The organism is Marinovum sp. E3 (assembly GCF_055755275.1).
The window spans coordinates 360,284-386,412 of record NZ_JBVTQV010000002.1 but is presented as its reverse complement, the minus strand read 5'-3'; the positions used below and the strand labels follow the sequence as shown (position 1 = coordinate 386,412).

Here is a 26,129-nt window from a genome sequence, read left to right as displayed (position 1 = left end):
CCCTCGGGTCTCCCTGTGCGGGGCCGGCGGCTGCCCCCTGATGGCTGTGGCTGCGGCGCCGGCCCCCTGGGGGGTCTGGCGGGCGCCCTGCCGAACTTCATACTAGTATTCCAGATTTGTTACTAGTATACCAGTCTCAAGTTAGCCCCGAATCGCACCGCCATGCAACTGATTGGGGGCGGCATCCGCACAGGCGGGACCGGCGGGGGCCGGGCGCCGGCAACTTTAACGGAGGAGAGGACATGTCGGGAGTTCGTTTGGAGGGCATCGTCAAGGCCTATGGCGCGGTGCAGGTGGTGCATGGCATCGACCTCGAGGTGGCGGAGAAGGAGTTTGTCGTGCTGGTCGGGCCCTCGGGCTGCGGCAAGTCGACGACGCTGCGGATGATCGCCGGGCTGGAAGAGATCAGCGACGGCGATCTGACGATCGACGGCCGGCATGTGAACCGGGTGGCGCCGAAGGATCGCGACGTGGCGATGGTGTTCCAGAACTACGCGCTCTACCCGCATCTCAACGTCGCCGACAACATCGCCTTCGGGCTGCGCATCCGCAAGGAAAGCAAGGACCACATCGCCGCCTCGGTCGACGAGGTCGGCGGCATCCTCGGGCTCACGCCCTATCTCGAGCGGCGGCCGGCGGATCTCTCGGGCGGCCAGCGCCAGCGGGTCGCCATGGGCCGTGCCATCGTGCGCCGGCCCAAGGTCTTCCTGTTCGACGAGCCGCTGTCGAACCTCGACGCCAAGCTGCGCACCCAGATGCGGGCCGAGATCAAGCGGCTGCACAAGCGGCTCGGCGCGACCTCGATCTATGTCACCCACGACCAGGTCGAGGCGATGACCCTGGCCGATCGCATCGTGGTCATGCACGACGGGCGGATCGAGCAGATCGGCAGCCCGATGGAGCTCTTCCTGAACCCGGCCAACACCTTTGTCGCGGGCTTTCTCGGCTCGCCGCCGATGAACATGATCCGCGCGCAGGTGGTGGCCGGCGATCGCGGCCCGGTGGCCGAGTTCGACGGCCAGCGCATCCAGCTGCAACCGATCCCGTCGTTGCAGAACGCGGTCGGCCAGACGGTCATTCTCGGCATCCGGCCCGAGTTCGTCGCGGTCGCCGGTGCCTCCGACCCGACCCGGGTCGGCCTCGATGTCGATCTGGTCGAGACCCTGGGCTCGGAGGCGCTGATCCATGCCAGCCTGCAGGGCGAGCCCTTTGTCATCCGCACCGAGACGGTGGGCCAGATGCACATCCTCGACGGCATCTCGGGCTTCACCATCGCGCCGCATCTGATCAAGGTCTTCGACGCCGAGACCGGCCGGACGCTGCCCGGGCAGGTGCTGGAACAATGAGCAACGATCCCAACTTCACCGGCGCCGCCGGCCCGGCGACCGAAGAGCTGATCTTCGACGCCTCCGAGGCGCGGCGCGCGCGCCGGCCGAGCCGCATCCAGAGGGTGGGCGACCACCTGCGCCGGGAATGGCAGCTCTATGTCATGCTGATCCCGACCATCCTGTGGCTGGCGGTCTTTCTCTACAAGCCGATGTACGGGCTTCAGATCGCCTTCAAGGATTACTCGATCTTCCGCGGCGTGGCGGCCAGCCCCTGGATCGGCTTCGAGCACTTCCAGACGCTGTTCGGCAACGACCAGTTCCTGCGGGCGCTGAAGAACACCATCATCATCTCCTTCTACGGGCTGCTCTTCGGCTTTCCGATGCCGATCATCCTGGCGCTGATGTTCAACGAGATCCTCAAGCAGAGCTTCAAGAAGACGGCGCAGACCATCGTCTATCTGCCGCACTTCATCTCGAGCGTGATCATCGCCGGCATCGTGATCACCGCCTTCAGCCCCTCCGCGGGCATCGTCAACACCTTCCTCGGCTGGATCGGGGTGGAGCCGATCTACTTCCTGACCAAGCCCGAGTGGTTCCGGCCGATCTTTGTCGGCACCGGCATCTGGCAGGAGGCGGGCTTCCAGTCGATCGTCTATCTGGCGGCCATCGCCGGGGTCTCGCCGACGCTGTATGAATCGGCCGTGGTCGATGGTGCCAGCCGCTGGCAGATGATGTGGAAGATCACCATTCCCTCGATCCTGCCGACGATCATCATCATGCTGATCATCCGCATCGGCAACATGCTCGAGATCAGCTTCGAGATGATCATCCTGCTCTATCAGCCGGCGACCTACGAGACGGCGGATGTGGTCAATACCTTCATCTACCGCCAGGGCATCCAGGGCGGGCAATACGATCTGGCGGCGGCCGCGGGCCTGTTCAACGCGGTGGTGGCCTTCGTGCTGGTGATGACGGCGAACACGATCTCCAAGCGCTATTCGCGCACCTCGCTCTGGTAAGGGAGGACCGGACATGACCAACATGAACCTCTATTCGCGCGGCGACAGGCTCTTTGTCATCGTCAACATGGTGCTGATCGGCCTGTTCACCATCTCGACGCTCTATCCCTTCATCTACATCGCCTCGATGTCGATGAGCACCGGCTTCGAGGCCCGCGCCGGCAATGTCATCCTGACCCCGGTGGGCTTCACGCTGGAGGCCTACAAGCAGGTGCTCTCCGAGCCGCTGTTCTGGTCGTCTTACGCCAACACCTTCATCTACACCATCGGCGGCACGCTGATGAGCCTGGCCTTCATCATCCCCGGCGCCTATGCGCTGTCCAAGCCGCAGCTCTACGGCCGGCGGTTCTGGAACCTGGTGGTGGCCTTCACCATGTGGTTCAACGCCGGCCTCATTCCGTTCTTCCTGAACATGCGCGATCTGGGCCTGCTCGACAGCTACTTCGGCATCATCATCGGCTTTGCGGTCAACGGCTTCAACATCATCCTGCTGCGCAACTTCTTCGAGGGCATTCCGCGGAGCTTCGAAGAGGCCGCGCGGATGGACGGCGCCAACGAGTTCCAGGTGCTGTGGAAGGTCTATGTGCCGCTTTCCAAGCCGGCGATCGCCACCGTGGCGCTGTTCTGCATCGTGTCGCGCTGGAACGGCTTCTTCTGGGCCATGGTGCTGCTCCAGGACGAGGACAAGATCCCGCTCCAGGTCTATCTGCGCAAGGTGATCGTCGAGCTCTCGGACGACGAGGAGTTCGCCACCTCGCTGCTGACCGCGGCCTATTCGGTCGAGACCGTGACCGTGGCGATCATCGTCTGTTCGATCATCCCGATCCTGATGATCTACCCCTTCCTGCAGAAATACTTCTCCAAGGGCATCCTGCTCGGCGGGGTGAAGGAGTGAGCGGCGCCCGGACAGGGCTCCGGTGGAGCCCTGTCCGGGCGCGAACGCCCGAGGCCCTCCCGAGGGCCTGGCAACCGAATACCGAATGAATTCGCATAAAGGGAGGACACCATGCGAAACCTGTCACTGACCATGCTGGCGACGACGGCCTTGACGGCGGCCATCGCCGTGCCGGCGTCTGCCGAAAGCCATCTGCCGATCACCGAGGAGCCGCTCGAGCTGACGATCCACATGCATTGGCCGCGCGCCCAGGGCTATGGCCCCGGCGGCGACACCTCGAAGCTCTACCCGGTCGAGGAAGTGGCCCGCGAGAAAACCAATATCCACCTGATCGATCAGACCTCGGGCCGCAACACCAAGGACAACAACGAGGCGATGAACCTGCTGCTCGCCACCGGCGATCTGCCCGACATCGTCGGCGGCAACCTGATCAAGCAGCCGGTCAACCAGTACGGCCCCGAGGGCGCCTTCGTGCCGCTCAACGATCTGGTCGAGGACCATGCGCCCAACATCAAGGCCTGGTTCGACGACCATCCCGAGATCTGGGATGCGATCAAGGCCTATGACGGCAATGTCTATTACATCCCCTATCTGCCGGACGGCAAATACGCCCGCGCCTGGTTTGTCCGCCAGGACTGGCTCGACGCGCTGGGGCTGGAAGCGCCCGACAACGTGGAAGAACTCTACGACGTGCTGGTGGCCTTCCGCGATCAGGACCCCAACGGCAACGGCGTGCAGGACGAGATCCCCTTCTTCGTGCGCGACTGGGAAGAGGTGCTGCGGCTGCTGACGCTCTGGGATGCGCGTTCGACCGGGGCGGATGTCTATCACCAGTTCTACGTCAAGGACGGCCGCGTGGTGCATCCTTACGCCCAGGAGGCCTATCGCGACGGTCTGGCCAATATCGCGCAATGGTACGAGGAAGGCCTGATCGACCCCGAGGTCTTCACCCGCGGCTCCTCGGCGCGCGACTATCTGCTGGGCGAGAACCTGGGCGGCATGACGCACGACTGGTTCGCTTCCACCTCGGGTTACAACGTGGCGCTGGAAGACAAGGTCGAAGGCTTCAACTTCATCCCCTTCCTGCCGCCGAAATCGGTCTCGGGCGTGCGCATCGAGGAAAACCGCCGCATCCCGATGAAGCCCGACGGCTGGGCGATCTCCTATTCCAACGACCATCCGGTCGAGACCATCAAGTACTTCGACTACTGGTTCTCGGAAGAAGGGGCGCTGCTCGCCAACTTCGGCGTCGAGGGCAAGACCTGGGACATGATCGACGGCGCGCCGGTCTACAAGGACGAGGTGCTGAGCTCGGGCCAGCCGGTCAACAGCCAGATGTATCTCGAGGGCGCGCAGGTCTATCGCGGCTACCCGCAGGACTACCGCTACGAATGGCAATGGACCCGCGACAGCGCGCGCAAGGGCATCGAGCTCTATGACACCGAGGACCTGCTGATCGAGCAGTTCCTGGGCGTCGCCTTCAACAAGGAGGAGCAGGAGGTCTACGACCGGTACTTCCCCTCGATCCAGACCTACATGCTGGAGCGCCAGCAGGCCTGGATTCTCGGCTCCGGCGACATCCAGGAGGACTGGGACAGCTACATCGAGACCCTGAACAAGATGGGTTACGAGGAGGTGCTCGAGGTGATGAACTCGGCCTACGAGCGCCAGTACGGCGGCTAGGCCAGAGCCCCCCGGACAGACCCGCCTGCGGCCGTCGCCGGCCGCAGGCCCCCCGAATCTTCCCCGCAAGCAACAGGATATCCCGATGCCCGGCGCCACCGCCCCCACGCTCGACGAACCCAGAACCGGCCGCCTGACGATCCAGTATGCGCCCGACGCGGAGACCCCGATCGTCGAGAACCCGCCGCGCTTCACCTGGCTGCCGGTGATCGAGGACGAGGCGCTCTATCTGCTGCGCCTGTCGCAGGACCCGGCCTTTCCCGCCGCCGAGACCCGAACCCACGGGCCGGTGCCGCTCAACTTCTTCACCCCCGACCGGGTGCTCGAGCCCGGCACCTGGCACTGGGCCTATGCGGTCTGCGACGCCGAGGGCCAGCCGGTCACCGGCTGGAGCGCCACCCGGCAGTTCACCCTGGCCGAGGGCTTGCCGGAAACCCCGCTGCCCGGCCGCGCCAGCCGCTTTGCCGAGGCCCCCGAAAGCCACCCGCGGCTCTGGCTCGACGCCGCCCGGCTCGAGACCTTCCGCAAGGCGGTGAAGGCCGATCCCGACCATTGCACCTGGGCGCGCTTCTACGAGAAATCCGTCCTGCCCTGGATGGACCGCGAGATCACCCGCGAGCCGGCGGGCTATCCCGGCCACCAGCGCACCGCGCCGGTCTGGCGCCAGACCTACATCGAGTTGCAGGAGGTGATCTATGCCATCCGTCACCTCGCCATCGGCGGCCAGGTGACCGGCGACCAGGCGATGCTCGACCGCGCCAGGGACTGGCTGCTGGAGGTGGCTTCCTGGGATCCGATGGGGGTGACCAGCCGTGCCTATACCGACGAATGGGCCTACCGCGTCACCAATGCCCTGGCCTGGGGCTACGACTGGCTTTACGACCAGCTCTCCGACGACGAGCGCAGGCTGGTGCGCGACGCGCTGCACGAACGCACCCGCGACATTGCCGAACACGCCATCCTCAACGCCAAGATCCACCTCTTTCCCTATGACAGCCATGCCGTGCGCTCGGTCTCGCTGACCCTGGTGCCGGCCTGTATCGCGCTCTTGGGCGAGGACGAGGGCGAGAACGGCAGCGGCGAGGCCCGCGACTGGCTGAACTACTGCATCGAGTTCCTCGCCACGGTCTATTCGCCCTGGGGCGATGCCGATGGCGGCTGGGCCGAGGGCACCAACTACTGGATGATGGGCATGGCCTATCTGATCGAGGCCGCCAACCGGCTGAAGAGCTTTGCCGGCATCGACCTCTACCAGCGCCCCTTCTTCCGCAACACCGGCGACTTCCCGCTCTATTGCAAGGCGCCGAACACCCGCCGCGCCACCTTCGGCGACGACAGCACCCAGGGCGATCTGCCCTGCATCAAGACCGGCATCAACCTGCGGCAATACGCCGGCGTCACCGGCAATGGCGCCTATCAATGGTACCATGAGGAGCTCGCCCGGCTGAACCCCGGCACCGAGGGCGCCTTCTACAACTGGGGCTGGTGGGACACGCATTTTGACGAGCTGACCTATCTCACCGACTTCCCCCTTGTCGAAGCTACGGATCCGCCCTCGGGCATGCGCCACTTCAAGGGCATCGGCTGGGTCGGCATCCAGCACGAGATGGCCGACCCCGACCGCCATATCCAGTTCGTGTTCAAAAGCAGCACGTTCGGCTCGATCAGCCACAGCCACGGCGACCAGAACGCCTTTTGCCTGGCCGCCTTCGGCGAGGACCTGGCGGTGCAATCGGGCTATTACGTCGCCTTCAACTCCTCGATGCACCGCAACTGGCGGCGCCAGACCCGGTCGAAAAACGCCATCCTGATCAATGGCAAGGGCCAATATGCCGACAAGGACAAGGCCCGCGCCATGGCCGCCACCGGCACGATCCTCGCCGCCGAGCAGCGCGACGACCACATCTACATCCACGGCGACGCCACCGCCGCCTATCGGAGCCTCTCGCCCGAGGTCACCCGCGCCGGCCGCGAGGTCTACTTCGTGAACGGCAGCTACTTCGTCATCGTCGACAGCGTCGATGCCGACGCAGCCGTCACCATCGACTGGCTGCTGCATGCCAACCAGCCCTACGACCTCGGCCGGACCTCCTTCCGCATGACCGGCGAGACGGCGGGCTTCTACGGCCAGGTGGTCTGGTCCGAGGCCGGCAAGCCCGAACTCAGCCAGGTCACCGGCTTCCCCGGCGTCGACCCGGCCGATTACGCCGGCCTGCCCGAAAGCACCTGCCTGCACGCGACATACCCCGCCGCCAGACGCCATCGCATCGCCACCCTGCTGGTGCCCTACCGGCGCTCCGAACCCAGGCGCATCTTCAACTTCATGGACGACCAGGGCTACGACGCCGACCTCTACTTCACCGACCCGGACGAAAACACATTCAAAATTACCCTCAAAAAACTCGCAAAATCATGAGCCGAGCACGAGGGACCCCAACGACACGGAGATGAGACGGCGAAAAGCCGCGGGGGATGCCCGCGGCTTTTCGCTTTTCTGTCGGTATGCTGGGCCGGGACGGCCCGCCCCATGGGGCGGCGCCAGCGCTCAGCCGCCGAAATCGTCGAGCATGATGTCTTCGCGGTCGACGCCCAGCTCGAGGAGCATGTTGATCACCGACTGGTTCATGATCGGCGGACCGCACATGTAGTATTCGCAGTCTTCCGGCGCCGGGTGATCCTTGAGGTATTCCTCGTAAAGCACGTTGTGGATGAAGCCGGTGTAGCCCTTCCAGTCGTCCTCGGGCAGCGCATCCGACAGCGCGACATGCCATTCGAAGTTGGAAAATTCCTCGGCCAACTGGTCGAAATCCTCGACGAAGAACATCTCGCGCTTGGAGCGGGCCCCATACCAGAAGGTGATCTTGCGGTCGCGGTTCTCGAGGCGCTTGAGCTGGTCGAAGATATGGCTGCGCATCGGTGCCATGCCGGCACCGCCGCCGATGAAGACCATCTCTTTCTGGGTATCACGGGCAAAGAACTCGCCGAAGGGACCGGAGATGGTGACCTTGTCACCGGGTTTCAGGTTGAAGATGTAAGACGACATCTGGCCCGGCGGAATGCCCTCGGAGCCCGGCGGCGGCGAGGCCACCCGGACGTTGAGCATGATCAGCCCCTTTTCGTCGGGGTAATTGGCCATGGAATAGGCCCGTTCGATCGGCTCTTCGACGTGGGAGTCATACTGCCAGAGATCGAACTTGTCCCAATCCGGCCGATATTCTTCCTCGACGTCGAATTCCTTGTAGGACAGCTTGTGCGCCGGGGCTTCGATCTGGATGTAGCCGCCGGCGCGGAAGTTCACGTCCTCGCCCTCGGGCAGTTCCAGCACCAGGTTCTTGATGAAGGTGGCGACGTTTTCGTTGGAACGCACGGTGCATTCCCATTTCTTCACGCCGAAGACCTCTTCCGGAACCTCGATTTCCATGTCCTGCTTGACCGCTACCTGGCAGGACAGGCGGTCACCGCAGGATGCCTCGCGCTTGGTGATATGCGATTCCTCGGTCGGCAGGATCGAGCCGCCGCCGGAGTGGATGCGGACCCGGCATTGCGCACAGGTGCCGCCGCCGCCGCAGGCCGACGGGACAAAGAGTTTTTCCGCCGCCAGAGTCTGGAGCAGCTTGCCCCCGGCCGGCACCGAAATGGTCTTTTCGCCGTTGATGGTGATGTTGACGTCGCCCGAGCTGACGAGCTTTGACCGCGCCGCCATGATGATCATCACCAGCGCGGTGACGATCAGGGTAAAGAGAAGGACGCCAAGTCCGAAGGTTTCCATGGTCCGGGCCTCTCCTTACAGTTTGACGCCGCTGAAGGACATGAAGGCCATGGCCATCAGTCCGGCAGAGATGAATGTGATGCCGAGGCCCTGAAGTCCGTCGGGAATATCGGAATACTTGAGCTTTTCGCGCACCCCCGCCATGGCGGTGATGGCCAGCGCCCAGCCGAAGCCCGACGAGGCGCCATAGGTCAGCGCTTCGGGGAAATCGTAGCTGCGTTCGACCATGAAGAGCGAGCCGCCGAGGATGGCGCAGTTCACCGTGATCAGCGGCAGGAAGACCCCGAGCGCGTTGTAGAGCGGCGGGAAGTACTTATCGAGCACCATCTCGAGGATCTGCACGAGCGCCGCGATGACGCCGATATAGGAGATCAGCCCGAGGAAGGTCAGGTCGATGTCGGGGAAGCCGGCCCAGGCCAGCGCGCCGGGGGCGAGCAGATAGGTCAGGATCAGATTGTTGGCCGGCACGGTGATCGACTGCACCACCATGACCGAGATGCCGAGGCCGATGGCCGTCGAGATCTTTTTCGACACGGCGAGAAAGGTGCACATGCCGAGAAAGAATGCCAGGGCCAGGTTCTCGACAAAGATCGCCTTGACCGCGAGAGATACGAGACCTTCCATCAGTGTGCCTCCACCGCTTGAATGCGGTATTCCCGCTCTTCGACCTGCCCCGGTTTCCAGGTGCGGACCGCCCAGATCAGCAGACCGATCACGAAAAACGCCGAGGGCGGCAGCAGCAGAAGGCCGTTGGGCACATACCAGCCGCCATTGTTCACCGTCTCGAGGATGGTGACGCCGAACAGCGAGCCCGAGCCAAACAGTTCGCGGAAGAAGGACACCACCATCAGCAGCAGCCCGTAGCCCAGGCCGTTGCCGACACCGTCGATGAAGCTCGCCACCGGCGGGTTCTTCATCGCAAAGGCCTCGGCCCGGCCCATGACGATGCAGTTGGTGATGATCAGGCCGACAAAGACCGACAGCGTCTTGGAGATCTCGTAGGCATAGGCCTTGAGCACCTGATCGACGAGGATCACCAGCGAGGCGATGATCACCATCTGCACGATGATCCGAATCGAATTGGGGATCTGGTTGCGCAGCATCGAGATGAACAGCGACGAGAAGCCCGTCACCGCGATCACCGCCAGCGACATCACGAAGGCCACCTGCATCGAAGAGGTCACCGCCAGCGCCGAGCAGATGCCCAGCACCTGAAGGGTGATCGGGTTGTTGTCGACCAGCGGGTCGACGAGTTGCGAACGATAGGTCTGTGCCATCAGCCAACCTCTCCTGCTTTCAGCCGTTCAAGGAAGGTGCCGTAACCGGCCTCGCCCATCCAGAAACGCACCAGGTTGTCCACGCCCACCGAGGTCAGCGTCGCCCCGGCCAGTGCATCCACGAAATGTTCCGCGCCCTCGGGCGGCGGGGCCTTGGCGACGGTGATCGCCAGGTCGCCATCCTCGGCAAAGAGCTTCTTGCCGTTCCACAGCGCTTTCCAGCGCGGGTTGTCCACCTCGGCACCCAGGCCGGGGGTTTCGCCGTGCTGATAGAATTGCAGGCCATAGATGTCGTTGCCGTTCTCTTCCAGCGCGATGAAGCCGTAGAGCGTCGACCACAGACCATAGCCTTCGATCGGCAGGATCACCTTGTCGAGCGCCCCGGCCTCGTCACGCAGCAGATAGATCATCCGAAAGGCGTCCATCTGGCCGCCCAGACCGGCCGGGTCTTCGTCCAGCGCGCGCACGATCGCCGGGTCGTCGGCGGCGGCCAGGTCGTCGAAGGTCTCGATGTCGAACTGATCGGCATAGGTGCCGCTGTCGAGCTCGAGCACATGCGGCTCGAAGGCTGCGAAAGCCTCGTTCACCGGCACGGTCTCGTCATAGACGCCGGCGACCTGAAGGATGTTGACCCGCTTGTCGACCAGGCGGTTGGCTTCCTGCACCGGGCGCAGGGCCACGGCGGCGGCCGAAACCACCATCGAGGCGACCAGACAGAGCGCCACGGCGACAAAGACCGTCTTGCCCACGCTGTCGGGCGGCGCATCGAGAAAGCGGCGGATCGGGCCCTTGCGCCCGTTTTCGTCAGGCATGTTGTCCTCAGGCATGGCGCTTTGCCCTCCGTTTGATATTGGCCTGGATGACGAAATAATCGATCAGCGGCGCAAAGACGTTGCCGAACAGGATGGCAAGCATCATGCCTTCGGGGAAGGCCGGATTGATCACCCGGATCATCACCACCATGAAGCCGATGAGCGCGCCGTAGATGTAGCGACCCAGGTTAGTGTGGCTGGCCGAGACCGGCTCGGTCACCATGAAGACCAGGCCGAAGGCATAGCCGCCCACCACCAGATGCCAGTGCCAGGGCATGGCAAACAACGGGTTGGTGTCGGAACCGATCACGTTCAGCAGGGTCGAAAAGGCGATCATGCCCCCCAGACAGCCGACGATCAGCCGCCAGTTCGCGATCTTGGTGAACAGCAGAAAGCCCAGCCCGACCAAAATCATCAGCGTCGAGGTCTCGCCGAAAGAGCCCTGGATCGTACCGACAAAGGCATCCATCCAGGTAATGCCGTTCTCGGGCAGGACCTGATGGCCGTCGGCGGCCGAAATCGCCAGCGCGGTGGCGCCGGAAAAGCCGTCGACCGGGGTCCAGATGCTGTCACCGGACATATAGGCGGGATAGGCGAAATAGAGAAAGGCGCGGCCGACCAGCGCCGGGTTGAGGAAGTTCTTGCCGGTTCCGCCAAAGACCTCCTTGCCGATCACCACACCAAAGATGATGCCGAGCGCCACCTGCCAGAGCGGCGTCGAAGCCGGCAGGATCAGGGTGTAGAGCATCGAGGTGACAAGAAAGCCCTCATTGACCTCATGCTTGCGGACCACCGCAAAGATCACCTCGAAGATGCCGCCCGCGACCAGGGTGACGATATAGATCGGCAGGAAATACAGCAGCCCGTGGGCCATGTTGGCCAGCGGGTTGTTGAAGTTGAAGCCGATGCCCAGCGTCTCGATGATCGCCGCGCGCCAGCCCGAAGGGCCGAATTCGGCGATCGCCATGTTGGTCTGCAAGCCGGTGTTGTAGAGCCCGAAGAGCAACGTCGGGATCGTCGCCAGAACCACATAGGTCATGATCCGCTTCATGTCGATGTAGGAGCGGGCATGCGGGGCGACGGTGGTCACCGTGCGCGGGGTATAGATAAAGCTCTCGACCATCTCGTAGAGCGGGAAGTACTTTTCGTACTTGCCGCCCTTGACGAAGCTCGGCTCTATCCGGTCGAAGAATGCGCGAAGACCCATGGCCTACCCTTCCTTCTCGATCTTGGTGAGGCTGTCGCGAAGCGCGATGCCATATTCATACTTGGCGGGGCAGGCAAAGCCGCAGAGCGCGACGTCTTCCTCATCCAGTTCCAGAACGCCAAGCGCCTGGGCGCTGTCGGTGTCCATCACCAGCAGCGCGCGCAACAGTTGCGTCGGCAGGAAATCCTGCGGCATCAGCTGTTCAAAGGTGCCGATCGGCACCATGGCGCGGCGACCGCCGTTGAGGTTGGAGGTCAGGTTGTAGAGTTTCTTGCTCAGCGCCGATCCCAGCACCGGCTGAAAGGCGTATTTCGACGGCATCGGGCGAATCCAGCCCAGCGGGATCTGCTCGCGGTCTTCCTCGATCAGGGTGACCTGGCGGGCATAGCGGCCGAGATAGGCGGTCGGCCCGGCGCCGGCGCGTCCGCTGAGGATCGAACCGGAAATCACCCGAACCGGGGTGTCGGTCTGCAAATCCGCCTCGCAGAGCTCGAGCATCGAAGCGCCATCGATCGTGCGCACCAGACGCGGATTGCGGCACATCGGGCCGGTCAGCGCGACAATGCGGTCGGCGCTGATGCGGCCGTCGCGCAAAAGGCGGCCGATGGCGATCACGTCGTGATAGCCGATGGTCCAGACCATCTTGTCCTCGCGGGGCGGCTCGAGGAAATGCATGTGCGTCCCGGCCAGACCGGCGGGGTGCGGGCCCGAGAAGCCCGCCGGGGTCACGCCCGCCACATCGGCCCCGGGAATCTCGGCGCCGATCTCCTGGCAGAGATAGGTATTGCCCTCGGTCAGCAGCGCCACGGCGGCCAGGCCGCGGGCAAAGGCCTCGGCGTCGTCGTTGATGATGACGGCGGCATCGGGCGACAACGGCTCGCTGTCCATCGCGGTGACATAGATCGCCGCCGGTTTGCTGTCGGGATCGGGCACCTTGGAATAGGGACGGGTGCGGAACGCCGGCCAGAGCCCGGCGGCGCAGAGACGTTCTGTCACACCTTCAGGGGTGCTGACATCGCCCACCTGCGAGAAATCCACCGGTTCGGCAGCCGCGTGATCGACCTCGATCTCGACGCTGACCAGGACCCGTCGCGCACCGCGGTTGATTGCCTTGATTCGGCCCGAAACCGGTGCCGTGACCAGCACTCGAGGCGTATCCTTATGCGCCAGAATCGGCGCGCCAGCGGCGATAACATCGCCTTCCTGAACCGCGAGTCGAGGCTTCAGGCCGATGTAATCCTGGCCAAGAATTGCTGCGGTTCGGACGGGGGCGGCGTCATGGATCGTCATGTCCGGTGCGCCCAACACCGGCACGTCCAGACCTTTTTTCAACGGAAATTGCTGCACGTCTTTCGTCCTGTCTTCTGTCCCGCCGCCTTATGCGACACTGCGGCTGGGTTTTAAAGCCGGTTTAGGCGCGTTTTCGCGATTCCCAGTTGAACCCAGTCCCGATCTGTCACAGAAGCTCATCAAACGATCACCGGACCAGATTGCAGCCAGCGGAGCCGTCCCATGTCAGACCCTCTTCTTCTTACCCGCCGTAGCGTCTTTGCGATGCCGCTGTTTCTCATGGCGTGCAAGAAAGGCTGGTCGGTGCTGGAGCTGACCGGGCTGACCATGGGCACCGGCTATTCCATCATCGCCGTCGATCACAGCCGCAATGTCGACCAGGCCGAACTTCAGGCCGCCGTCGATGCCGCTCTGGACCGGGTCAACGTGCAGATGTCGAACTGGGACGCCGGCTCCGAGATCTCGCGCTTCAATGCAGCGGCACAGGGCGAAAGCCTGAATGTCTCGCCAGAGCTGGCGCAGGTGATGCAGGCGGCACAGGACGTCCATGCCGCCAGCGAAGGCGGCTTCGACGTGACCGTCGGCGCGCTGATCGATCTCTGGGGCTTCGGCGCCGGCCAGTCCCGTCGCGACATGCCCGCCGAATCCGAGATTGCCGAAGCCATGGCCTGCTGCGGCCAGGCGCGTTCGGTCGACCTGCAAGGCAGCCAGCTCACCAAGCTCACGCCGGGCGCCGAGGTCTACCTTTCGTCGATCGGCAAGGGCTTTGGCGTCGACCAGGTGGCCAAGGCAATGGCCGGATTCGGCATCACCGATTACATGGTCGAGATCGGCGGCGATCTCTATGCTTCCGGCCGCAACCCCGACGGCCAGCCCTGGCAGATCGGCATCGAGACGCCGCAGGCCTATGACCGCGGCATCAGCCAGGTTGTCGGCCTCTCCGGCATGGGCATGGCGACCTCGGGCGATTACCGCAATTATTTCGACGTCGATGGCCAGCGCTTCTCGCATATCATCGACGCCACCTCCGGCCGGCCGGTGACCCATGACACCGCCTCGGTCACCGTGCTGACCGACACCGCCATGCTGGCCGACGCCTGGGCCACCGCCCTGCTGGTGCTGGGCCGCGAACGCGGGCTGGAGATCGCCGAACGCGAAGGCATCGCCGCGCTGTTCATCGATCGCGGCGCCGACGGCTTTGTCACCACCGCCTCCAAGCGCTTTGCGACGGCCACCGCCTAAGAGGACGCCATGTCGACCTTTCTGCTCGCATTCGGACTGCTCTTGCTGGTCATGTTGGGGATGGCGCTTGGCGTCATCCTGAACGGCCGCACGATCAAGGGCAGCTGCGGCGGGTTGAATGCGATTTCCGACGCGGATCAATGCCTGGTCTGCAAGAAGGACATCGACCCCGACAGCCCCCTGCGCGAACGGCTGCAATGCCCGCGCGCACGCAAGATGCTCGATCAGATGCAGGCCGAGGAACGGCCGGCGGGCTGACCCCCGGATCAGCCACGCATCGGCACGAATCCCAGCACCAGAAGCGCCACCGCGGCGATCACCCCGTAAAGCCAGAGCCGGCTGCGGGGCCCTTCCGCCTTCCAGATATTCCGGTAGCGCATGCCGGCGAGGCAGGCGACGACAAAGAGCGCCGTCGCGGTGACGGGGGTGAGCGTGACATCAGGCAAGCGAGGCTCCTCTCTGCGTGTGTTGGAACCCATTTACACAGGCACGAATTCCTATAGCGTATAGTGTGAAACAGGGAGAATACACCATGGTGGCGTCGTACCAGCCCAAGACCCGCGACTCGGCAACGCACGAAAAGACGTCGAGCCAGTCGATCCAGACCAACATGTCGGCCGCGCAGGCCACCGTGGCGCATGTGCTGGAAAGCAAGAGCGACGACATGTTCTGGATCGCGCCCGAGGATACCGTCGGCCATGCCGTCGAAGTGCTGCGCGACAAGAAGATCGGCGCGCTGATGGTCAAAAATCCCCAAGGCGAGCTGGTGGGCATCCTGTCCGAGCGGGACGTGGTGCGCCGGCTGGCCGACACGCCCGGCCATACCCTGCCGCAGAAGGTCGCCGACCTGATGTCAACCGAGGTCAAGACCACCACGCCCAACGAATCCCTGGTTACGGTGCTGCGCCGGATGACCGATGGCCGCTTCCGCCACATGCCGGTGATGCAGGAGGGCCAGCTTGTCGGCCTGATCTCGATCGGCGACGTGGTGAACTATCGCCTGACGGCGCTGGAATACGAAGCCTTGCAGCTCAAGCAGCTGATCGTCGGCTAGGTGACGCCGACGGCCCGCGTCAGAGGTATTCCGCGATACGCTTTTCGATGGCCGCGACCACTGCCGCGGCCTTCGTCTTGTCCGCCGCTGCGGAATGCGGCGCCGCGAACCGCCCGCTGTCATTGTCGAAATAGAGGCCGGAAGCCTCCGCAAAATCCGCCGAGAGCGCGGCCCGGCTCAGAATTTCCGCGCCGATGCCGATATCATTTCCGGCGACGCCAAAACCCTGTTTGACCATCTTGGTCGCCAGCAGCGAGCCGGGGTTGACCGCAACCGTGACCGGCCCGTCCGGCCCCAGTTCCCGGGCCAGTGCCGCGCTCCACATGGTCAGCGCCAGCTTGCTCTGGGCATAGGCCTCCATCGCCTCGAGCGGACGCTCGCCGGCCATGGCCGCCAGGTCCACCGGCGCCTGGGCGGCCGAGGACAGATGCACCAGCCGCCCCTCCGCCGGGATCGCCGGCAGCAGCAGCCGGCTCAGCAGCGCGGGTGCGAAGGTGTTGACGACAAAACGGAGATCCTCGCCGCGGGCGGTGGTGGCCGGGTCTGCCTTGAGAACGCCGGCATTGTTGATCAGCACGTCGATCCCGCCCTGCTCGGCCAGCAGCCCCTCGGCCATCATTGCCACATCGTCGAGGTCCGAGAGATCGCCCCGCACCGTTCCGATCACCCCGACACCCGGCAGGGCGCGCAGCTCTTCGGCGGTGATGGCAAGTTTCTTGACGTTGCGCCCATGCAGCAGAAGGGCATGGCCTTGTTTCGCCAGATGGGTGGCAGTGGCATGTCCGAGGCCGTCTGTGGCGCCGGTGATCAGGATGGTCTTGGTCATGACAGGTCTCGCAATTCGGGGTCGCAAAGGTGCTTTGGTGACAAAGCGGTCGGCGTGGTCAAAGGCGCGGGGGCGCCAGGCCGGTGCAGATAGTGCGCAACCGGCCCGGTGCCACGGAAATTTCGGATCAGAACCCCGAAAGCACCTGCTTGCCGATCACCTTGCCGCTTTCCTGGCGGGCATGGGCGGCGCGCAGCGTCTCGACGCTCAGGGCCCCGGCGCGTTCGGTGACGGTCGAACGCAGCGTGCCGGTGTCGATCATCTGCGACACGCGGTTCAGCAGGTCGCGCTGCGCGGCAATGTCCTCGGTCGCGAACATCGGGCGCGAAAACATGAATTCCCAGTGAATGCTGAGCGCCTTGGGCTTGGCGGGCTTGATATCAAGCGCGGCGGGATCGTCGATCAGCGCGATCTGCCCACGCGGCGCGATCAGCTCGAGGATGGCGGGCCAGTGCTGATCGGTGGCGGTGAGCGCCGCGACATAGGCCGGCGCCTGACCGAGCGCCGCGACCTGTTCGACCAGGTTGCCACGATGGTCGACCACGTGATCGGCGCCCATGTCGCGCACCCAGTCCCGGGTTTCCTCGCGCGACGCGGTGGCGATCACCGTCAGGCCGGTGAGCGTCTTGGCAAGCTGGATCAAGATCGAGCCGACGCCGCCGGCCCCGCCGATCACCAGAAGGCTCTGGCCCGCGCCGCCGCCTTCCGTCAGACGGAAGGAATCGAACAGCATTTCCCAGGCGGTGATCGTGGTCAGCGGAAGGCCGGCGGCCTCGGTGAAATCGAGCCGCGAGGGTTTGCGCCCGACAAGCCGCGCATCAACCGCCTGAAGCTCGGCGTTGCTGCCGGCGCGGGTGACGTCACCCGCATAAAACACCTCGTCGCCGATGATGAAATCGCTGACCTCGGCGCCGGCCTCGACAACCACCCCCGCCGCGTCAAAGCCCAGCACCCGCGGCCCACCCTCGGGCTGCGCATTCTGGCGCAGTTTGACGTCGACCGGGTTGACCGACACGCCGCGCACATCGACGAGGAGATCCTGCGGCCCGATCTCGGGCCGGGGTGCGTCAAATGCCCGGAGCGCATCGGGCGCATCCACCGGTCCTGCCGTCTCGTAGCCAATCGCTTTCATCTCTTGCTCCAATCCAAGCGCTGTGTTGCGACCAGAGGTAACCTTGGCGCATATCCGAATAAACCGGAGATTTCGGATTTCATTATTCCGATTCGCAGGATAATCGCAGGTGTGTTCAGCGTGCCCGGGTCGAGGCCGCCGCATCGGAGGACTGGGGCGCCGGCCCGGTGGTTTCGCGAATCACCAGTTCGGCAAAAACCTCAGAGAGGCTCACCGGCATTTCCGGCTCGCGGATGCGGTTGAGCAGCACCTGCGCCAGCTTGCGCCCCAGCTTTTGCGGCGAAACCGCCATGGTCGTAAGCGGCGGCGTCGCCACGCTGGCATCCTCGATGTCGTCGAAGCCGATGACCGAGACGTCCTTGCCGGGCTGCAACCCGGCCTTGACCAGCCCGAGACAGGCGCCGAGCGCCACCATGTCGCCGTTGCAGACCACCGCCGTCACCTTCGGATGCGTCCGGTAAAGCTCCAGCATCGCCTCCATCCCGGCGCGCTTGGTGTCGATCGATGGCCAGACGATCGCCGGTCCGAGATCCTGCGCCGCCAGGGCCCGCTCATAGCCGGCGATGCGGCGGCGGCGCACCGCGGTCATCCCGGTCCCGCCGAGATAAGCGATGTGCCGGTGGCCAAGATCGACGAGATGACGGGTCGCAGCATCGGTGGCAACGGCATTGCGCACGCCGACATGGTCGAAATCATCGCCGGCCGGCCGCAGGAACGTCACCGTCGGAATGCCCTGCGCCCTCAGCAGTGCGACGGTCTCTTCCGGGGTGTCGAGCGCCGGCACCCACATCAGCCCGCCGCGCCCGTTGCGGATGAAGGCCTCGAGCTGGCGGCTCTGTCGGGCGGCATCGTCGCGGGTGTCGAGGATCGACACCAGGTAGCCTTCGCCATCGAGCAGATCGACCGCGCCAGACACGACCTCGGCGTTGAACGGGTTGGCGAACTGGTTGATGACAAACCCGATTTCCCGGTTCTCGCCAGACCGCATCGCCGCCGCCCGGCTGTCGGGCACATAGTGCAGCTTGCGCGCCGCCTCGAGCACCTTTTCGCGGGTCTGTTCGGAAATGCGGCCGGTGCCGCGCATGACCTGGCTGACCGTGGGAATCGAGACCCCGGCTTCCTGCGCGACACTCCTCAGGGTGGGTTTTCCGGCCATGCTCCTCACATCGAAGATATAACGATTAGCCGAAATATAGAAAGCAGCCGCGCGAAAAGATCAAGCATATTCAACAGAACCGCCGATTTAGGCGAAAGCGACGCGTAAAAAGGATTTGACAGTTGATATATCGTTACATCATGGTACTGCCATCGCCAAGGCGAGTCGTGCGCCGCATGATCCCGCCAACAGCGCGACGGCAGGCTGTCACAGGGTCAGGAGGCCCGGGCAGGCTGTGACCGGGCGGGGCAGGCCGAGAGGCTTTGCGTCCGTGTTTCAATTCGGGAGGAACTTATGTCACTTCACTTCAAACTCGCCGGCGCCGTGTCCGGTATCGCGCTGGCCCTGTCGGCGGGCGTGGCCCAGGCCGAAATCCTGTTCTGGTCGACCCAGGCCAAGCCGGTCGAAGAAGCGCAGGCCATGCGCGAACAGGTGCTTGCCGGCTTCGAAGATGCCGTCGACTATCAACCCAACGACGCCGGCCCCTGGCTGACGCGGCTGAGCGCGGAAATCCAGGCCGGCACGGGCACCATCGGTCTGCTGGGCGCGCTGCACGGCGATTTCTCGGCGATGGATCCCGGCACGCTGGTCGATCTGGGTGACACCGGCACGATGTCCGCTTCCGACACGTTCAACAGCCTTGCCAAGCTTGGCACCGACAGCATGCAGTACATGCCCTGGATGCAGGCCAGCTATATCATGGCGGCCAACCGCGAGGCGCTGCAATACCTGCCCGAAGGCGCCGACATCGATGCGCTGACCTACGACCAGTTGATCGCCTGGGCGGCCAATGTGCACGCGGCCGAGGGCGAACCCAAGTTCGGCTTTCCGGCCGGCCCCAAGGGCCTGAAACACCGCTTCTTTCAGGGGTATCTCTATCCCTCCTACACCGATGGCGTGGTTCGCACCTTCGCCTCGGACAAGGCGGTGACCGCCTGGGAAAAGTTCAAGGAGCTCTGGTCCCACACCAACCCCGGCTCGACCAATTTCTCCTTCATGCAAGAGCAGCTTTTGTCGGGTGACGCCTGGATCGTGTTCGACCACACCTCGCGCCTGGCCAATGCCTTCAACGAGCGGCCCGACGATTTTGTCGCTTTCCCGGCGCCGGCCGGCCCCGAGGGCCGTGGCTTCATGCCGGTCCTGGCCGGCATCGCCATCCCGGAAACCGCGCCTGACAAAGACACGGCCAAGGCGCTGATCGACTATCTGATGCAGCCGGAGACCCAGATCGCCACGCTCAAGGCGACAAATTTCTTCCCGGTGGTCGATATCGACCTGCCTGACGATCTGCCGCCTTCGGTCAAGGCCGCCGGTGATGCCGTGGCCAAGATGTCGGGCTCGGCCGATGCCAACCCGGGGCTTCTGCCCGCCGGGCTCGGCGACAAGGGCGGCGATTTCAACCGGGTCTTTGTCGACAGCTTCGAACGTATCGTGCTGGCCGGTCAGCCGATCGAAGCGGTGCTGCAAGATCAGAAAGGCCGGCTCGAGGCCATCATGAACGAAACCGGCGCGCCCTGCTGGGCCCCGGACGCCCCCTCGGACGGCGCCTGCCCGGTGGAATGATCCGCCGGGGTCAAAGCGCCCCTCCCCGTCCGGGCCTTCGGGCCCGGACATCCCCCTTGCCCCCAGATCCCACCCCAAGCGCGCGCGACGCGCCGGAACAAGGAGCGATTCCATGAACGCTCGACTTTTGCCTTATATGCTGATCCTGCCGGTGACGCTGTTTCTGTGCCTGTTCTTCCTCTACCCCTTCGTGCTGGTCGCGAAACAGGCCTTCACCACCGGCGCCGGCTTTACCCTCGACAACTTCCGCGAGGTGGTCAGCTACTGGAAATTCCCGATCTCGCTGAAAAACACGCTGCTGCTGGCCGCCGCCGTGGTGCCGATCCAGCTGGCGCTGTCGCTGCTGATGGCCACCATGGTGACCCGGATGGAAAAGGGCCGCGACCTCGTGCTCTATGTCTGGACCATTCCGCTGGGCATCTCGGATCTGGCGGCGGGGCTGATCTGGCTGGCGATCTTCGAGCAGTCGGGCTTTCTCAATTCGATGATGCACGGCATGGGTATCGTCGACAAACCGGCCAACCTGCTGACCTTCCAGAACCCCGGGCTGGTCTTCGTGGCCATCGCCCTGGCCGAGATCTGGCGCGCGACGGCGATCATGCTGGTGATCCTAGTCGCCGGCATCGGCCTGATCCCCAAGGAATATTACGAGGCGGCCGAAGTCTTTGGCGCCAGCCCCTGGAAACGTTTCGTCCGCATCACCCTGCCGATGCTGCGACCCAGCTTGCAGACCGCGCTGGTGCTGCGGGTGATCATGGCCTTCGAGGTCTTTGCCGTGGTGGCAGCGCTTGGCGGCACGCTCTTCCCGGTGCTGATGGGCGAGACCTATGCCTATCAGTTCGACCTTCTCAACAGCGGCGCCGCCGCGGCCATGGCGCTGGTCATCCTCGCCATCTCGATCGCCGCGACGCTTGTCATCCTGCGCGCCCTGCGCGTCCCGAAAGGAGCAACGATATGACCGATGCAACCGTTGCCGAAGCCCCCGCCGCGCCCTCGACCCGCAGCGCCGGCCGCTTCCTCTACATCTCCGGCGTGGTCCTTCTCTGCGCCTGGGTGCTGGTGCCGATCTACTTCCTGCTGGTGAACACCCTGTCCTCGCCGGATACCGTCAACAGCTTTCCCAAGCCGCTCTTCCCCGAATTCGACTTCGGCTCGCTGGCCTTTTTCGCGCAGTTCGCAGGGATGCTGACGGCGCTCAAGAACTCGGTGCTGACGGCGGGGATGACGATGATCATGTCAATCCTGATCGGCGCGCCGGCGGGCTATGCCCTGTCGCGCTTCGATTTCCGCGGCAAGGAGCTGTTCCGCCTGCTGATCCTGCTCACCCGCGCCTTTCCGCTGCCGCTGCTGGCGCTGCCGCTGGCGGTGATGTTCATCCAGACCGGGCTTGACGACACCACCTTCGGCCTCGCGCTGGTGCACACCACGCTGGCCATCCCCTTTGCGGTGCTGATCACCTTCTCACTGTTCTCGGGCATCCCGCTCGAACTGGAAGAGGCCGCCTGGACGCTGGGCTGCACAAGGCTCACCGCCTTTACCAAGGTGGTTCTGCCGCTGATCCTGCCTGGCATCACGGCGTCGGCGATCTTTGCCTTCGTGATCTCCTGGAACGAGGTCTTCGCGGCCGCCGTGCTGACCATCGAGAACCGGACGCTGACCGCCTTTCTGCTGCAAAACCTCGACACCTCGCCGCTGCACCTGAAGTTCGCCGGCGGCTTCATCCTCGTCGTGCCCGCGCTGATCTTTATCTTCGCGGTGCGCAAATACCTCTTCGCCATGTGGGGCATCGCCAACCGCTGAGGCGGTTCATGAAAGGAACCAGAAAAATGGCTGAAATTCAGATCAAGAACGTCGCCAAGAAATTCGGTGCCTATCAGGCGCTGCACGACATCAACCTGACCATCGCCGACCAGGAATTCATGGTCCTGCTCGGCGCCTCGGGCTGCGGCAAGACCACGCTGCTCAGGATCATCTGCGGCCTGGAAACCGCGACCGAGGGCGAAGTCTGGATCGGCGGGCGCCGGGTCGACCACCTCGCTCCCAAGGATCGCGGCATCGCCATGGTGTTTCAGAACTACGCCGTCTTTCCGCATCTGACGGTGTTCGAGAACATCGGCTTTGGCCTGCGGATGCAGAAGCTGCCCGATGACGAGGTCAGGCGCCGGGTCGAACGGGTGGCCTCGCTGATGCATATCGAGATGCTGCTCAAACGCTATTCCGGCGAGCTTTCCGGCGGCCAGCGCCAGCGGGTTGCCGTGGCCCGGGCGCTGGCAATGGAGCCCGATGTGATCCTGATGGACGAACCGCTTTCGAACCTAGACGCGCTCTTGCGGATGGAGATGCGGGCCGAACTGAAAGGCGTGCTGGCAGAGAGCAAGACCACCGCTGTCTATGTGACCCATGATCAGGTCGAAGCCATGTCGATGGCCGACCGCATCAGCGTCATGCACCAGGGCGAGATCGTGCAGGCCGCCTCGCCGATCGAGGTTTATCGCAACCCGGCGGCCGAATTCGTCGCCAGTTTCATCGGCAACCCGCCGATGAACTTCCTGCGCGCCGAGGCGGCGGGCGACGGCAAATGGAGTGTGGCTGGCAACGTGATCGACGGGCCGCGCTATGGCAAGTCGCCGCTGCAATTCGCCATCCGCCCGGAAGACATGCAGCCGGCCGGCGACGGGCTTGAGGCAAAGGTGAAGATCGTCGAACCGCTGGGCGCGCATCTCCTGGTGACCTGCGAGGTCAACGCCACGTTGTTCCGCGCGGTGCTCGACAGCGACATGGAGGTCAAGCGCGGCGATATGCTGACGCTGGCCCCGCAAACGGACCGGGTGCGCTGGTTCGATCCCGAAACAACCCTGGCCGTGGCGTGAGGCAGACCAATGAACCATGACGAAATGATCCGGCACGCCCGGCAAGTCCTGAGCGACAATGACCGTGGCGCCTATACGGTGCCGACCCACGGGCTCTATCCGTTCCAGTGGAACTGGGATTCCGCACTCAGCGCGCTGGGCTTTGCCCATTACGACGAGCCGCGCGCCTGGACCGAGATCGAAACCCTGCTCGATCATCAATGGGATGACGGGATGGTGCCGCATATCATCTTTCACGCACCCGACGACGGTTATTTTCCCGGCCCCGAGGTCTGGGGCACCGGCCGCGCCGTTCCGACCACCGGCATCACCCAGCCGCCGGTTGCGGGCTTTGCCGTGCGCCGCATCCATGACCGGGCCCGCGACAGCGCGCTGGCCGGCAGACAGGCGCGCGCGCTGCTGCCCAAGATCCACGCCTGGCACCAATGGTTCTACCGCTGCCGCGACCCAGAGGGCACCGGGCTGGTCGCGCTGCTGCATCCCTGGGAATCCGGCCGCGACAATTCCGTCGACTGGGATGATGCCTTTGACCGGGTGCCGATCGACGGCGTCGGCGAATTCACCCGGCGCGACACCGCCCACGCCAACCCGGCGCACCGGCCGACCGACGGCCAGTACAAGCGCTACATCTGGCTGGTGCAGAAGTTCAAAAGCCTCGGCTGGGACAACACCAAGCTGCACGATGCCTCACCCTTCAAGGTGGTCGATCCGGGCTTCAACGCCATCCTGATCCGCGCCTGCGAGGATGTGGCCGATCTCGCCGCGCGTCTGGGGATGGAGGAGATCGCCAAAGAATCCCGTGCCATGGCCGACAAGGGCGTCGCGGCGATGGAAAGCCTGTGGAGCGACGAACTGGGCCAGTACCTGTGTTACGACCGGGCCGAAGGCAAGCTGATCCCCAGCGCCTCGATCGGCGGCGTCCTGGCGGCCTTTGCCCCGATCCCGAAACACCGCATCACGGCACTGGTGCGGCGGATCGAAGAGTTGGGCGAGGTCTGCAACTACCTGATCCCCAGCCATGACCCCCGCGCGCCCGAATTCGACGGGCTGCGGTACTGGCGCGGTCCGGTCTGGCTGATCGTCAATTTCATGGTCGCCGACGGGCTGCAACGCGCCGGAGAACGCGAAATCATCGACCGGATCATGGGTGATTGCCTGCGACTGATTGAAACCAGCGGATTTGCGGAATATCACGACCCCGTTACAGCCGAACCTTGCGGCGGCGCGCATTTCACCTGGACCGCTGCAATGATCATCGAGATTCTTCACACCTTCGAGGTTGCCGCATGAAACGATCCCGCATCAACGACATCATGGCACAGGCGGACGATATGATCCGCAGCCATGGCTTTGCCCTGCCCCCCTTTGCCTATTGGACACCCGACGAATTCAAATCCCGCAAGGACGACGCCCGCGCGGTGATCGAGGCACGCTGTGGCTGGGACATCACCGATTACGGTGATGGCCGGTTCGACGAGATGGGGCTGTTTCTCTTTACCCTGCGCAATGGCCGGCTGGCCGATCTGCAACGGGGCGGCGGCATGTGTTACGCGGAAAAGCTGCTGATTTCGCGGCAGGATCAGCTTTCGCCGATGCACACCCATGTGATCAAGGCCGAGGACATCATCAATCGCGGCGGCGCCACCATGGTGATCGAGCTCTACGGCTCTGACGATCAGGGCAATTTCTCCGAGGACAAGGGCGGCACCGTCTGGTGTGACGGCATCCGCCGCGACTTTGCCCCCGGCGAAAAGTTGAAATTCGCCCCGGGCGAGAGCGTCACCCTGATGCCCGGCGACTGGCATGCCTTCTGGGGTGAGGGCGGCGATGTGCTGATTGGCGAGGTGTCGACGGTGAACGACGACGAGACCGACAATATCTTCCGCGAGCCGATCGGCCGCTTCGCCGAAATCGAGGAAGACACCGATCCCACGCATCTGCTGGTCAGCGACTACAGGTCCTGGCTGGCCTGAGACCTGCGCCGGGCCACCGCCGCGCGGTGGTGGCCCGCGATCGCCCCTTCAGCCCTTGACGTCATAGACCAGGCGAAACCCCTGGTGCGACGTGGTGCTGTCAGGGGTGGAGCCGGTGCGGGCGGCGATCCGGTAACGGTAACAATAGCTTGCGTGGCAAAGGAATGACCCGCCCTTGGCCAGCTTGTAGCCGACCTTGTCGGCATGGGCCTGCTGCACCGATTTCTTCAGCGATTTCACCTTGAAGGGCTGGGCGGTGTACTGCCAGATATTGCCCACCATATGATAAAGCCCATAGGCATTGGGTGCAAAAGAGCGCGCCGGCGCGGCGCCCCGGTGCCCGTCGAGCCCGAGATCGTGCCGGGGGAACTGACCCTGCCAGATATTGCAGGGAAAGTGATCGCTGTCGTTCGGCTCTGCGTCGCCCCAGGGAAAGCGCACATCACCTTGCCCGCCGCGCGCCGCATGTTCGTATTCCGCCTCGGTCGGCAGCCGCCCCTCGGCCCAGCGGGCAAAGACCTGGGCGTCGTTCCAGCTCACATGCACCACCGGATATTCGTCGGGACAGGCCTCGCCCGAGCCCGGCCCCAGCGGCTCGGCCCAGGAGGCACCATCCACCACCCGCCACCAGGGCACCGCCGCAACCGCCTGGGTCGGCGGGAAATCCGGCGGCAGCAGATTGGCGAAGACAAAGGAATTGCCGAGCCGCTCGGCGTCGGTGACATAGCCTGTCGCCGCGATGAAACGGCGGAACCGGGCGTTGGTGACGGTGGTCGCATCCATCGCGAAGGGCTTGATCCGGGTCTGGCGAAGCGGCGCTTCGCCATCGATCGGCAATTCCGGCCGGTCGGTCCCGATCAGCCCGCGGCCGCCGGGGATCTGCACCCGTTCGGGCGGATCGCTCTCGCGCGCCATCGGGTCTTGGGCTTGCGGTCTGGCGCTGTCGCCGCTTCGGGCGGGGGCGCAGCAGCTCTTGGCAATGGTATCGGACATCACCGGCCTCCCGGACGGCAGGGCGCGGGGATCGGTGGCA

General features: G+C 64.3%; 25 protein-coding genes. 14 read left to right on the top strand and 11 right to left on the bottom strand.

Annotated elements, in window-relative coordinates; genetic code table 11:
* Window positions 1-242: 242 nt before the first annotated feature.
* The 5 genes from AC0J5K_RS19240 (at window position 243) to AC0J5K_RS19220 (ending at window position 7,341) form a co-directional block, all read left to right on the top strand.
* Window positions 243-1,346 (top strand): ABC transporter ATP-binding protein, encoded by a 1,104-nt coding sequence (locus AC0J5K_RS19240; protein ID WP_048532124.1) that lies wholly within the window; start codon window positions 243-245, stop codon window positions 1,344-1,346.
* 143 nt (window positions 1,347-1,489) lie between these two features.
* On the top strand, window positions 1,490-2,347 hold the full coding sequence (locus AC0J5K_RS19235) for an ABC transporter permease (protein WP_371398972.1): 858 nt from the start codon (window positions 1,490-1,492) through the stop codon (window positions 2,345-2,347).
* A gap of 13 nt (window positions 2,348-2,360) precedes the next feature.
* On the top strand, window positions 2,361-3,242 hold the full coding sequence (locus AC0J5K_RS19230; protein ID WP_420398591.1) for a carbohydrate ABC transporter permease: 882 nt from the start codon (window positions 2,361-2,363) through the stop codon (window positions 3,240-3,242).
* Between the two features lie 111 nt (window positions 3,243-3,353).
* A complete protein-coding gene (locus tag AC0J5K_RS19225) occupies window positions 3,354-4,925 on the top strand; it encodes an extracellular solute-binding protein (protein WP_244526490.1) in 1,572 nt (523 codons plus the stop codon).
* Between the two features lie 85 nt (window positions 4,926-5,010).
* The gene (locus tag AC0J5K_RS19220) at window positions 5,011-7,341 is read left to right on the top strand and encodes a DUF4962 domain-containing protein (RefSeq protein WP_274565304.1); all 2,331 of its coding nucleotides are present in this window, start codon (window positions 5,011-5,013) and stop codon (window positions 7,339-7,341) included.
* 129 nt (window positions 7,342-7,470) lie between these two features.
* On the opposite strand, the gene nqrF is transcribed toward AC0J5K_RS19220, so the two are convergent.
* The 6 genes from nqrF to AC0J5K_RS19190 are packed head-to-tail and all read right to left on the bottom strand — an operon-like array spanning window position 7,471 to window position 13,337.
* A complete protein-coding gene (gene nqrF / locus AC0J5K_RS19215; RefSeq protein WP_048534285.1) occupies window positions 7,471-8,694 on the bottom strand; it encodes an NADH:ubiquinone reductase (Na(+)-transporting) subunit F in 1,224 nt (407 codons plus the stop codon).
* A gap of 15 nt (window positions 8,695-8,709) precedes the next feature.
* Complete coding sequence (gene nqrE / locus AC0J5K_RS19210; protein ID WP_048534283.1) at window positions 8,710-9,318, bottom strand: NADH:ubiquinone reductase (Na(+)-transporting) subunit E; 609 nt, start codon at window positions 9,316-9,318, stop codon at window positions 8,710-8,712.
* Complete coding sequence (locus tag AC0J5K_RS19205; protein ID WP_048534282.1) at window positions 9,318-9,971, bottom strand: NADH:ubiquinone reductase (Na(+)-transporting) subunit D; 654 nt, start codon at window positions 9,969-9,971, stop codon at window positions 9,318-9,320. Before AC0J5K_RS19205 ends, nqrE begins: the two co-directional genes overlap by 1 nt.
* The gene (locus AC0J5K_RS19200) at window positions 9,971-10,783 is read right to left on the bottom strand and encodes a Na(+)-translocating NADH-quinone reductase subunit C (protein WP_048534534.1); all 813 of its coding nucleotides are present in this window, start codon (window positions 10,781-10,783) and stop codon (window positions 9,971-9,973) included. The genes AC0J5K_RS19205 and AC0J5K_RS19200 overlap by 1 nt, the downstream gene beginning before the upstream one ends.
* Before the next feature lie 7 nt (window positions 10,784-10,790).
* Window positions 10,791-11,990 (bottom strand): NADH:ubiquinone reductase (Na(+)-transporting) subunit B, encoded by a 1,200-nt coding sequence (locus AC0J5K_RS19195; RefSeq protein ID WP_074839691.1) that lies wholly within the window; start codon window positions 11,988-11,990, stop codon window positions 10,791-10,793.
* A 3-nt stretch (window positions 11,991-11,993) separates the two neighbouring features.
* Window positions 11,994-13,337 (bottom strand): Na(+)-translocating NADH-quinone reductase subunit A, encoded by a 1,344-nt coding sequence (locus AC0J5K_RS19190; RefSeq protein ID WP_074839693.1) that lies wholly within the window; start codon window positions 13,335-13,337, stop codon window positions 11,994-11,996.
* A gap of 165 nt (window positions 13,338-13,502) precedes the next feature.
* On the opposite strand from AC0J5K_RS19190, the gene AC0J5K_RS19185 reads away from it, so the two are divergent.
* Together AC0J5K_RS19185 and nqrM are read left to right on the top strand one after the other, a co-directional pair.
* The gene (locus AC0J5K_RS19185; protein ID WP_274565914.1) at window positions 13,503-14,522 is read left to right on the top strand and encodes an FAD:protein FMN transferase; all 1,020 of its coding nucleotides are present in this window, start codon (window positions 13,503-13,505) and stop codon (window positions 14,520-14,522) included.
* Window positions 14,523-14,531: 9 nt separating this feature from the next.
* Entirely contained in the window at window positions 14,532-14,780 is a 249-nt protein-coding gene (gene nqrM / locus AC0J5K_RS19180; RefSeq protein WP_074839698.1) for a (Na+)-NQR maturation NqrM, read from the top strand.
* An 8-nt stretch (window positions 14,781-14,788) separates the two neighbouring features.
* Here nqrM and AC0J5K_RS19175 read toward each other — a convergent pair whose 3' ends face one another.
* A complete protein-coding gene (locus AC0J5K_RS19175) occupies window positions 14,789-14,968 on the bottom strand; it encodes a hypothetical protein (protein ID WP_074839701.1) in 180 nt (59 codons plus the stop codon).
* 86 nt (window positions 14,969-15,054) lie between these two features.
* On the opposite strand from AC0J5K_RS19175, the gene AC0J5K_RS19170 reads away from it, so the two are divergent.
* On the top strand, window positions 15,055-15,576 hold the full coding sequence (locus AC0J5K_RS19170; protein WP_274565913.1) for a CBS domain-containing protein: 522 nt from the start codon (window positions 15,055-15,057) through the stop codon (window positions 15,574-15,576).
* Between the two features lie 19 nt (window positions 15,577-15,595).
* On the opposite strand, the gene AC0J5K_RS19165 is transcribed toward AC0J5K_RS19170, so the two are convergent.
* The 3 genes from AC0J5K_RS19165 to AC0J5K_RS19155 form a co-directional block, all read right to left on the bottom strand.
* Window positions 15,596-16,402 (bottom strand): SDR family NAD(P)-dependent oxidoreductase, encoded by an 807-nt coding sequence (locus AC0J5K_RS19165; RefSeq protein ID WP_274565912.1) that lies wholly within the window; start codon window positions 16,400-16,402, stop codon window positions 15,596-15,598.
* 127 nt (window positions 16,403-16,529) lie between these two features.
* Window positions 16,530-17,534, bottom strand: a complete 1,005-nt coding sequence (locus AC0J5K_RS19160) for a zinc-binding alcohol dehydrogenase family protein (RefSeq protein ID WP_074839706.1) — start codon at window positions 17,532-17,534, stop codon at window positions 16,530-16,532.
* Window positions 17,535-17,649: 115 nt separating this feature from the next.
* Window positions 17,650-18,690, bottom strand: coding sequence for a LacI family DNA-binding transcriptional regulator (locus AC0J5K_RS19155; protein WP_074839709.1), 1,041 nt, complete (start codon window positions 18,688-18,690; stop codon window positions 17,650-17,652).
* A 294-nt stretch (window positions 18,691-18,984) separates the two neighbouring features.
* Between AC0J5K_RS19155 and AC0J5K_RS19150 the strand changes: the two genes are divergently transcribed.
* The 6 genes from AC0J5K_RS19150 to AC0J5K_RS19125 all read left to right on the top strand — a co-directional run bounded on the left by AC0J5K_RS19150 (window position 18,985) and on the right by AC0J5K_RS19125 (window position 25,096).
* Entirely contained in the window at window positions 18,985-20,253 is a 1,269-nt protein-coding gene (locus AC0J5K_RS19150; RefSeq protein ID WP_274565911.1) for an ABC transporter substrate-binding protein, read from the top strand.
* Window positions 20,254-20,365: 112 nt separating this feature from the next.
* A complete protein-coding gene (locus tag AC0J5K_RS19145) occupies window positions 20,366-21,211 on the top strand; it encodes a carbohydrate ABC transporter permease (RefSeq protein WP_048534266.1) in 846 nt (281 codons plus the stop codon).
* Window positions 21,208-22,053, top strand: a complete 846-nt coding sequence (locus AC0J5K_RS19140) for a carbohydrate ABC transporter permease (RefSeq protein WP_048534265.1) — start codon at window positions 21,208-21,210, stop codon at window positions 22,051-22,053. Before AC0J5K_RS19145 ends, AC0J5K_RS19140 begins: the two co-directional genes overlap by 4 nt.
* Before the next feature lie 26 nt (window positions 22,054-22,079).
* Entirely contained in the window at window positions 22,080-23,123 is a 1,044-nt protein-coding gene (locus AC0J5K_RS19135; RefSeq protein WP_274565910.1) for an ABC transporter ATP-binding protein, read from the top strand.
* A gap of 9 nt (window positions 23,124-23,132) precedes the next feature.
* Entirely contained in the window at window positions 23,133-24,413 is a 1,281-nt protein-coding gene (locus AC0J5K_RS19130; protein WP_074839714.1) for an amylo-alpha-1,6-glucosidase, read from the top strand.
* Window positions 24,410-25,096 (top strand): D-lyxose/D-mannose family sugar isomerase, encoded by a 687-nt coding sequence (locus AC0J5K_RS19125; RefSeq protein ID WP_074839717.1) that lies wholly within the window; start codon window positions 24,410-24,412, stop codon window positions 25,094-25,096. Before AC0J5K_RS19130 ends, AC0J5K_RS19125 begins: the two co-directional genes overlap by 4 nt.
* Before the next feature lie 48 nt (window positions 25,097-25,144).
* Here the strand turns inward: AC0J5K_RS19125 and AC0J5K_RS19120 are convergent, their stop codons facing one another.
* Window positions 25,145-26,089 (bottom strand): formylglycine-generating enzyme family protein, encoded by a 945-nt coding sequence (locus AC0J5K_RS19120; protein ID WP_274565909.1) that lies wholly within the window; start codon window positions 26,087-26,089, stop codon window positions 25,145-25,147.
* Window positions 26,090-26,129: the final 40 nt, after the last annotated feature.

Coding starts and splice junctions, on each gene's coding strand:
- nqrE (WP_048534283.1), bottom strand. CDS start 9,318: ATGGAAGGTCTCGTATCTCTCGCGGTCAAGGCGATCTTTGTCGAGAAC.
- AC0J5K_RS19170 (WP_274565913.1), top strand. CDS start 15,055: ATGGTGGCGTCGTACCAGCCCAAGACCCGCGACTCGGCAACGCACGAA.
- AC0J5K_RS19235 (WP_371398972.1), top strand. CDS start 1,490: ATGCTGATCCCGACCATCCTGTGGCTGGCGGTCTTTCTCTACAAGCCG.
- AC0J5K_RS19230 (WP_420398591.1), top strand. CDS start 2,361: ATGACCAACATGAACCTCTATTCGCGCGGCGACAGGCTCTTTGTCATC.
- AC0J5K_RS19125 (WP_074839717.1), top strand. CDS start 24,410: ATGAAACGATCCCGCATCAACGACATCATGGCACAGGCGGACGATATG.
- AC0J5K_RS19150 (WP_274565911.1), top strand. CDS start 18,985: ATGTCACTTCACTTCAAACTCGCCGGCGCCGTGTCCGGTATCGCGCTG.
- AC0J5K_RS19195 (WP_074839691.1), bottom strand. CDS start 11,990: ATGGGTCTTCGCGCATTCTTCGACCGGATAGAGCCGAGCTTCGTCAAG.
- AC0J5K_RS19240 (WP_048532124.1), top strand. CDS start 243: ATGTCGGGAGTTCGTTTGGAGGGCATCGTCAAGGCCTATGGCGCGGTG.
- AC0J5K_RS19205 (WP_048534282.1), bottom strand. CDS start 9,971: ATGGCACAGACCTATCGTTCGCAACTCGTCGACCCGCTGGTCGACAAC.
- AC0J5K_RS19135 (WP_274565910.1), top strand. CDS start 22,080: ATGGCTGAAATTCAGATCAAGAACGTCGCCAAGAAATTCGGTGCCTAT.
- nqrF (WP_048534285.1), bottom strand. CDS start 8,694: ATGGAAACCTTCGGACTTGGCGTCCTTCTCTTTACCCTGATCGTCACC.
- AC0J5K_RS19145 (WP_048534266.1), top strand. CDS start 20,366: ATGAACGCTCGACTTTTGCCTTATATGCTGATCCTGCCGGTGACGCTG.
- AC0J5K_RS19220 (WP_274565304.1), top strand. CDS start 5,011: ATGCCCGGCGCCACCGCCCCCACGCTCGACGAACCCAGAACCGGCCGC.
- AC0J5K_RS19120 (WP_274565909.1), bottom strand. CDS start 26,089: ATGTCCGATACCATTGCCAAGAGCTGCTGCGCCCCCGCCCGAAGCGGC.
- AC0J5K_RS19185 (WP_274565914.1), top strand. CDS start 13,503: ATGTCAGACCCTCTTCTTCTTACCCGCCGTAGCGTCTTTGCGATGCCG.
- nqrM (WP_074839698.1), top strand. CDS start 14,532: ATGTCGACCTTTCTGCTCGCATTCGGACTGCTCTTGCTGGTCATGTTG.
- AC0J5K_RS19155 (WP_074839709.1), bottom strand. CDS start 18,690: ATGGCCGGAAAACCCACCCTGAGGAGTGTCGCGCAGGAAGCCGGGGTC.
- AC0J5K_RS19130 (WP_074839714.1), top strand. CDS start 23,133: ATGAACCATGACGAAATGATCCGGCACGCCCGGCAAGTCCTGAGCGAC.
- AC0J5K_RS19160 (WP_074839706.1), bottom strand. CDS start 17,534: ATGAAAGCGATTGGCTACGAGACGGCAGGACCGGTGGATGCGCCCGAT.
- AC0J5K_RS19140 (WP_048534265.1), top strand. CDS start 21,208: ATGACCGATGCAACCGTTGCCGAAGCCCCCGCCGCGCCCTCGACCCGC.
- AC0J5K_RS19225 (WP_244526490.1), top strand. CDS start 3,354: ATGCGAAACCTGTCACTGACCATGCTGGCGACGACGGCCTTGACGGCG.
- AC0J5K_RS19165 (WP_274565912.1), bottom strand. CDS start 16,402: ATGACCAAGACCATCCTGATCACCGGCGCCACAGACGGCCTCGGACAT.
- AC0J5K_RS19200 (WP_048534534.1), bottom strand. CDS start 10,783: ATGCCTGACGAAAACGGGCGCAAGGGCCCGATCCGCCGCTTTCTCGAT.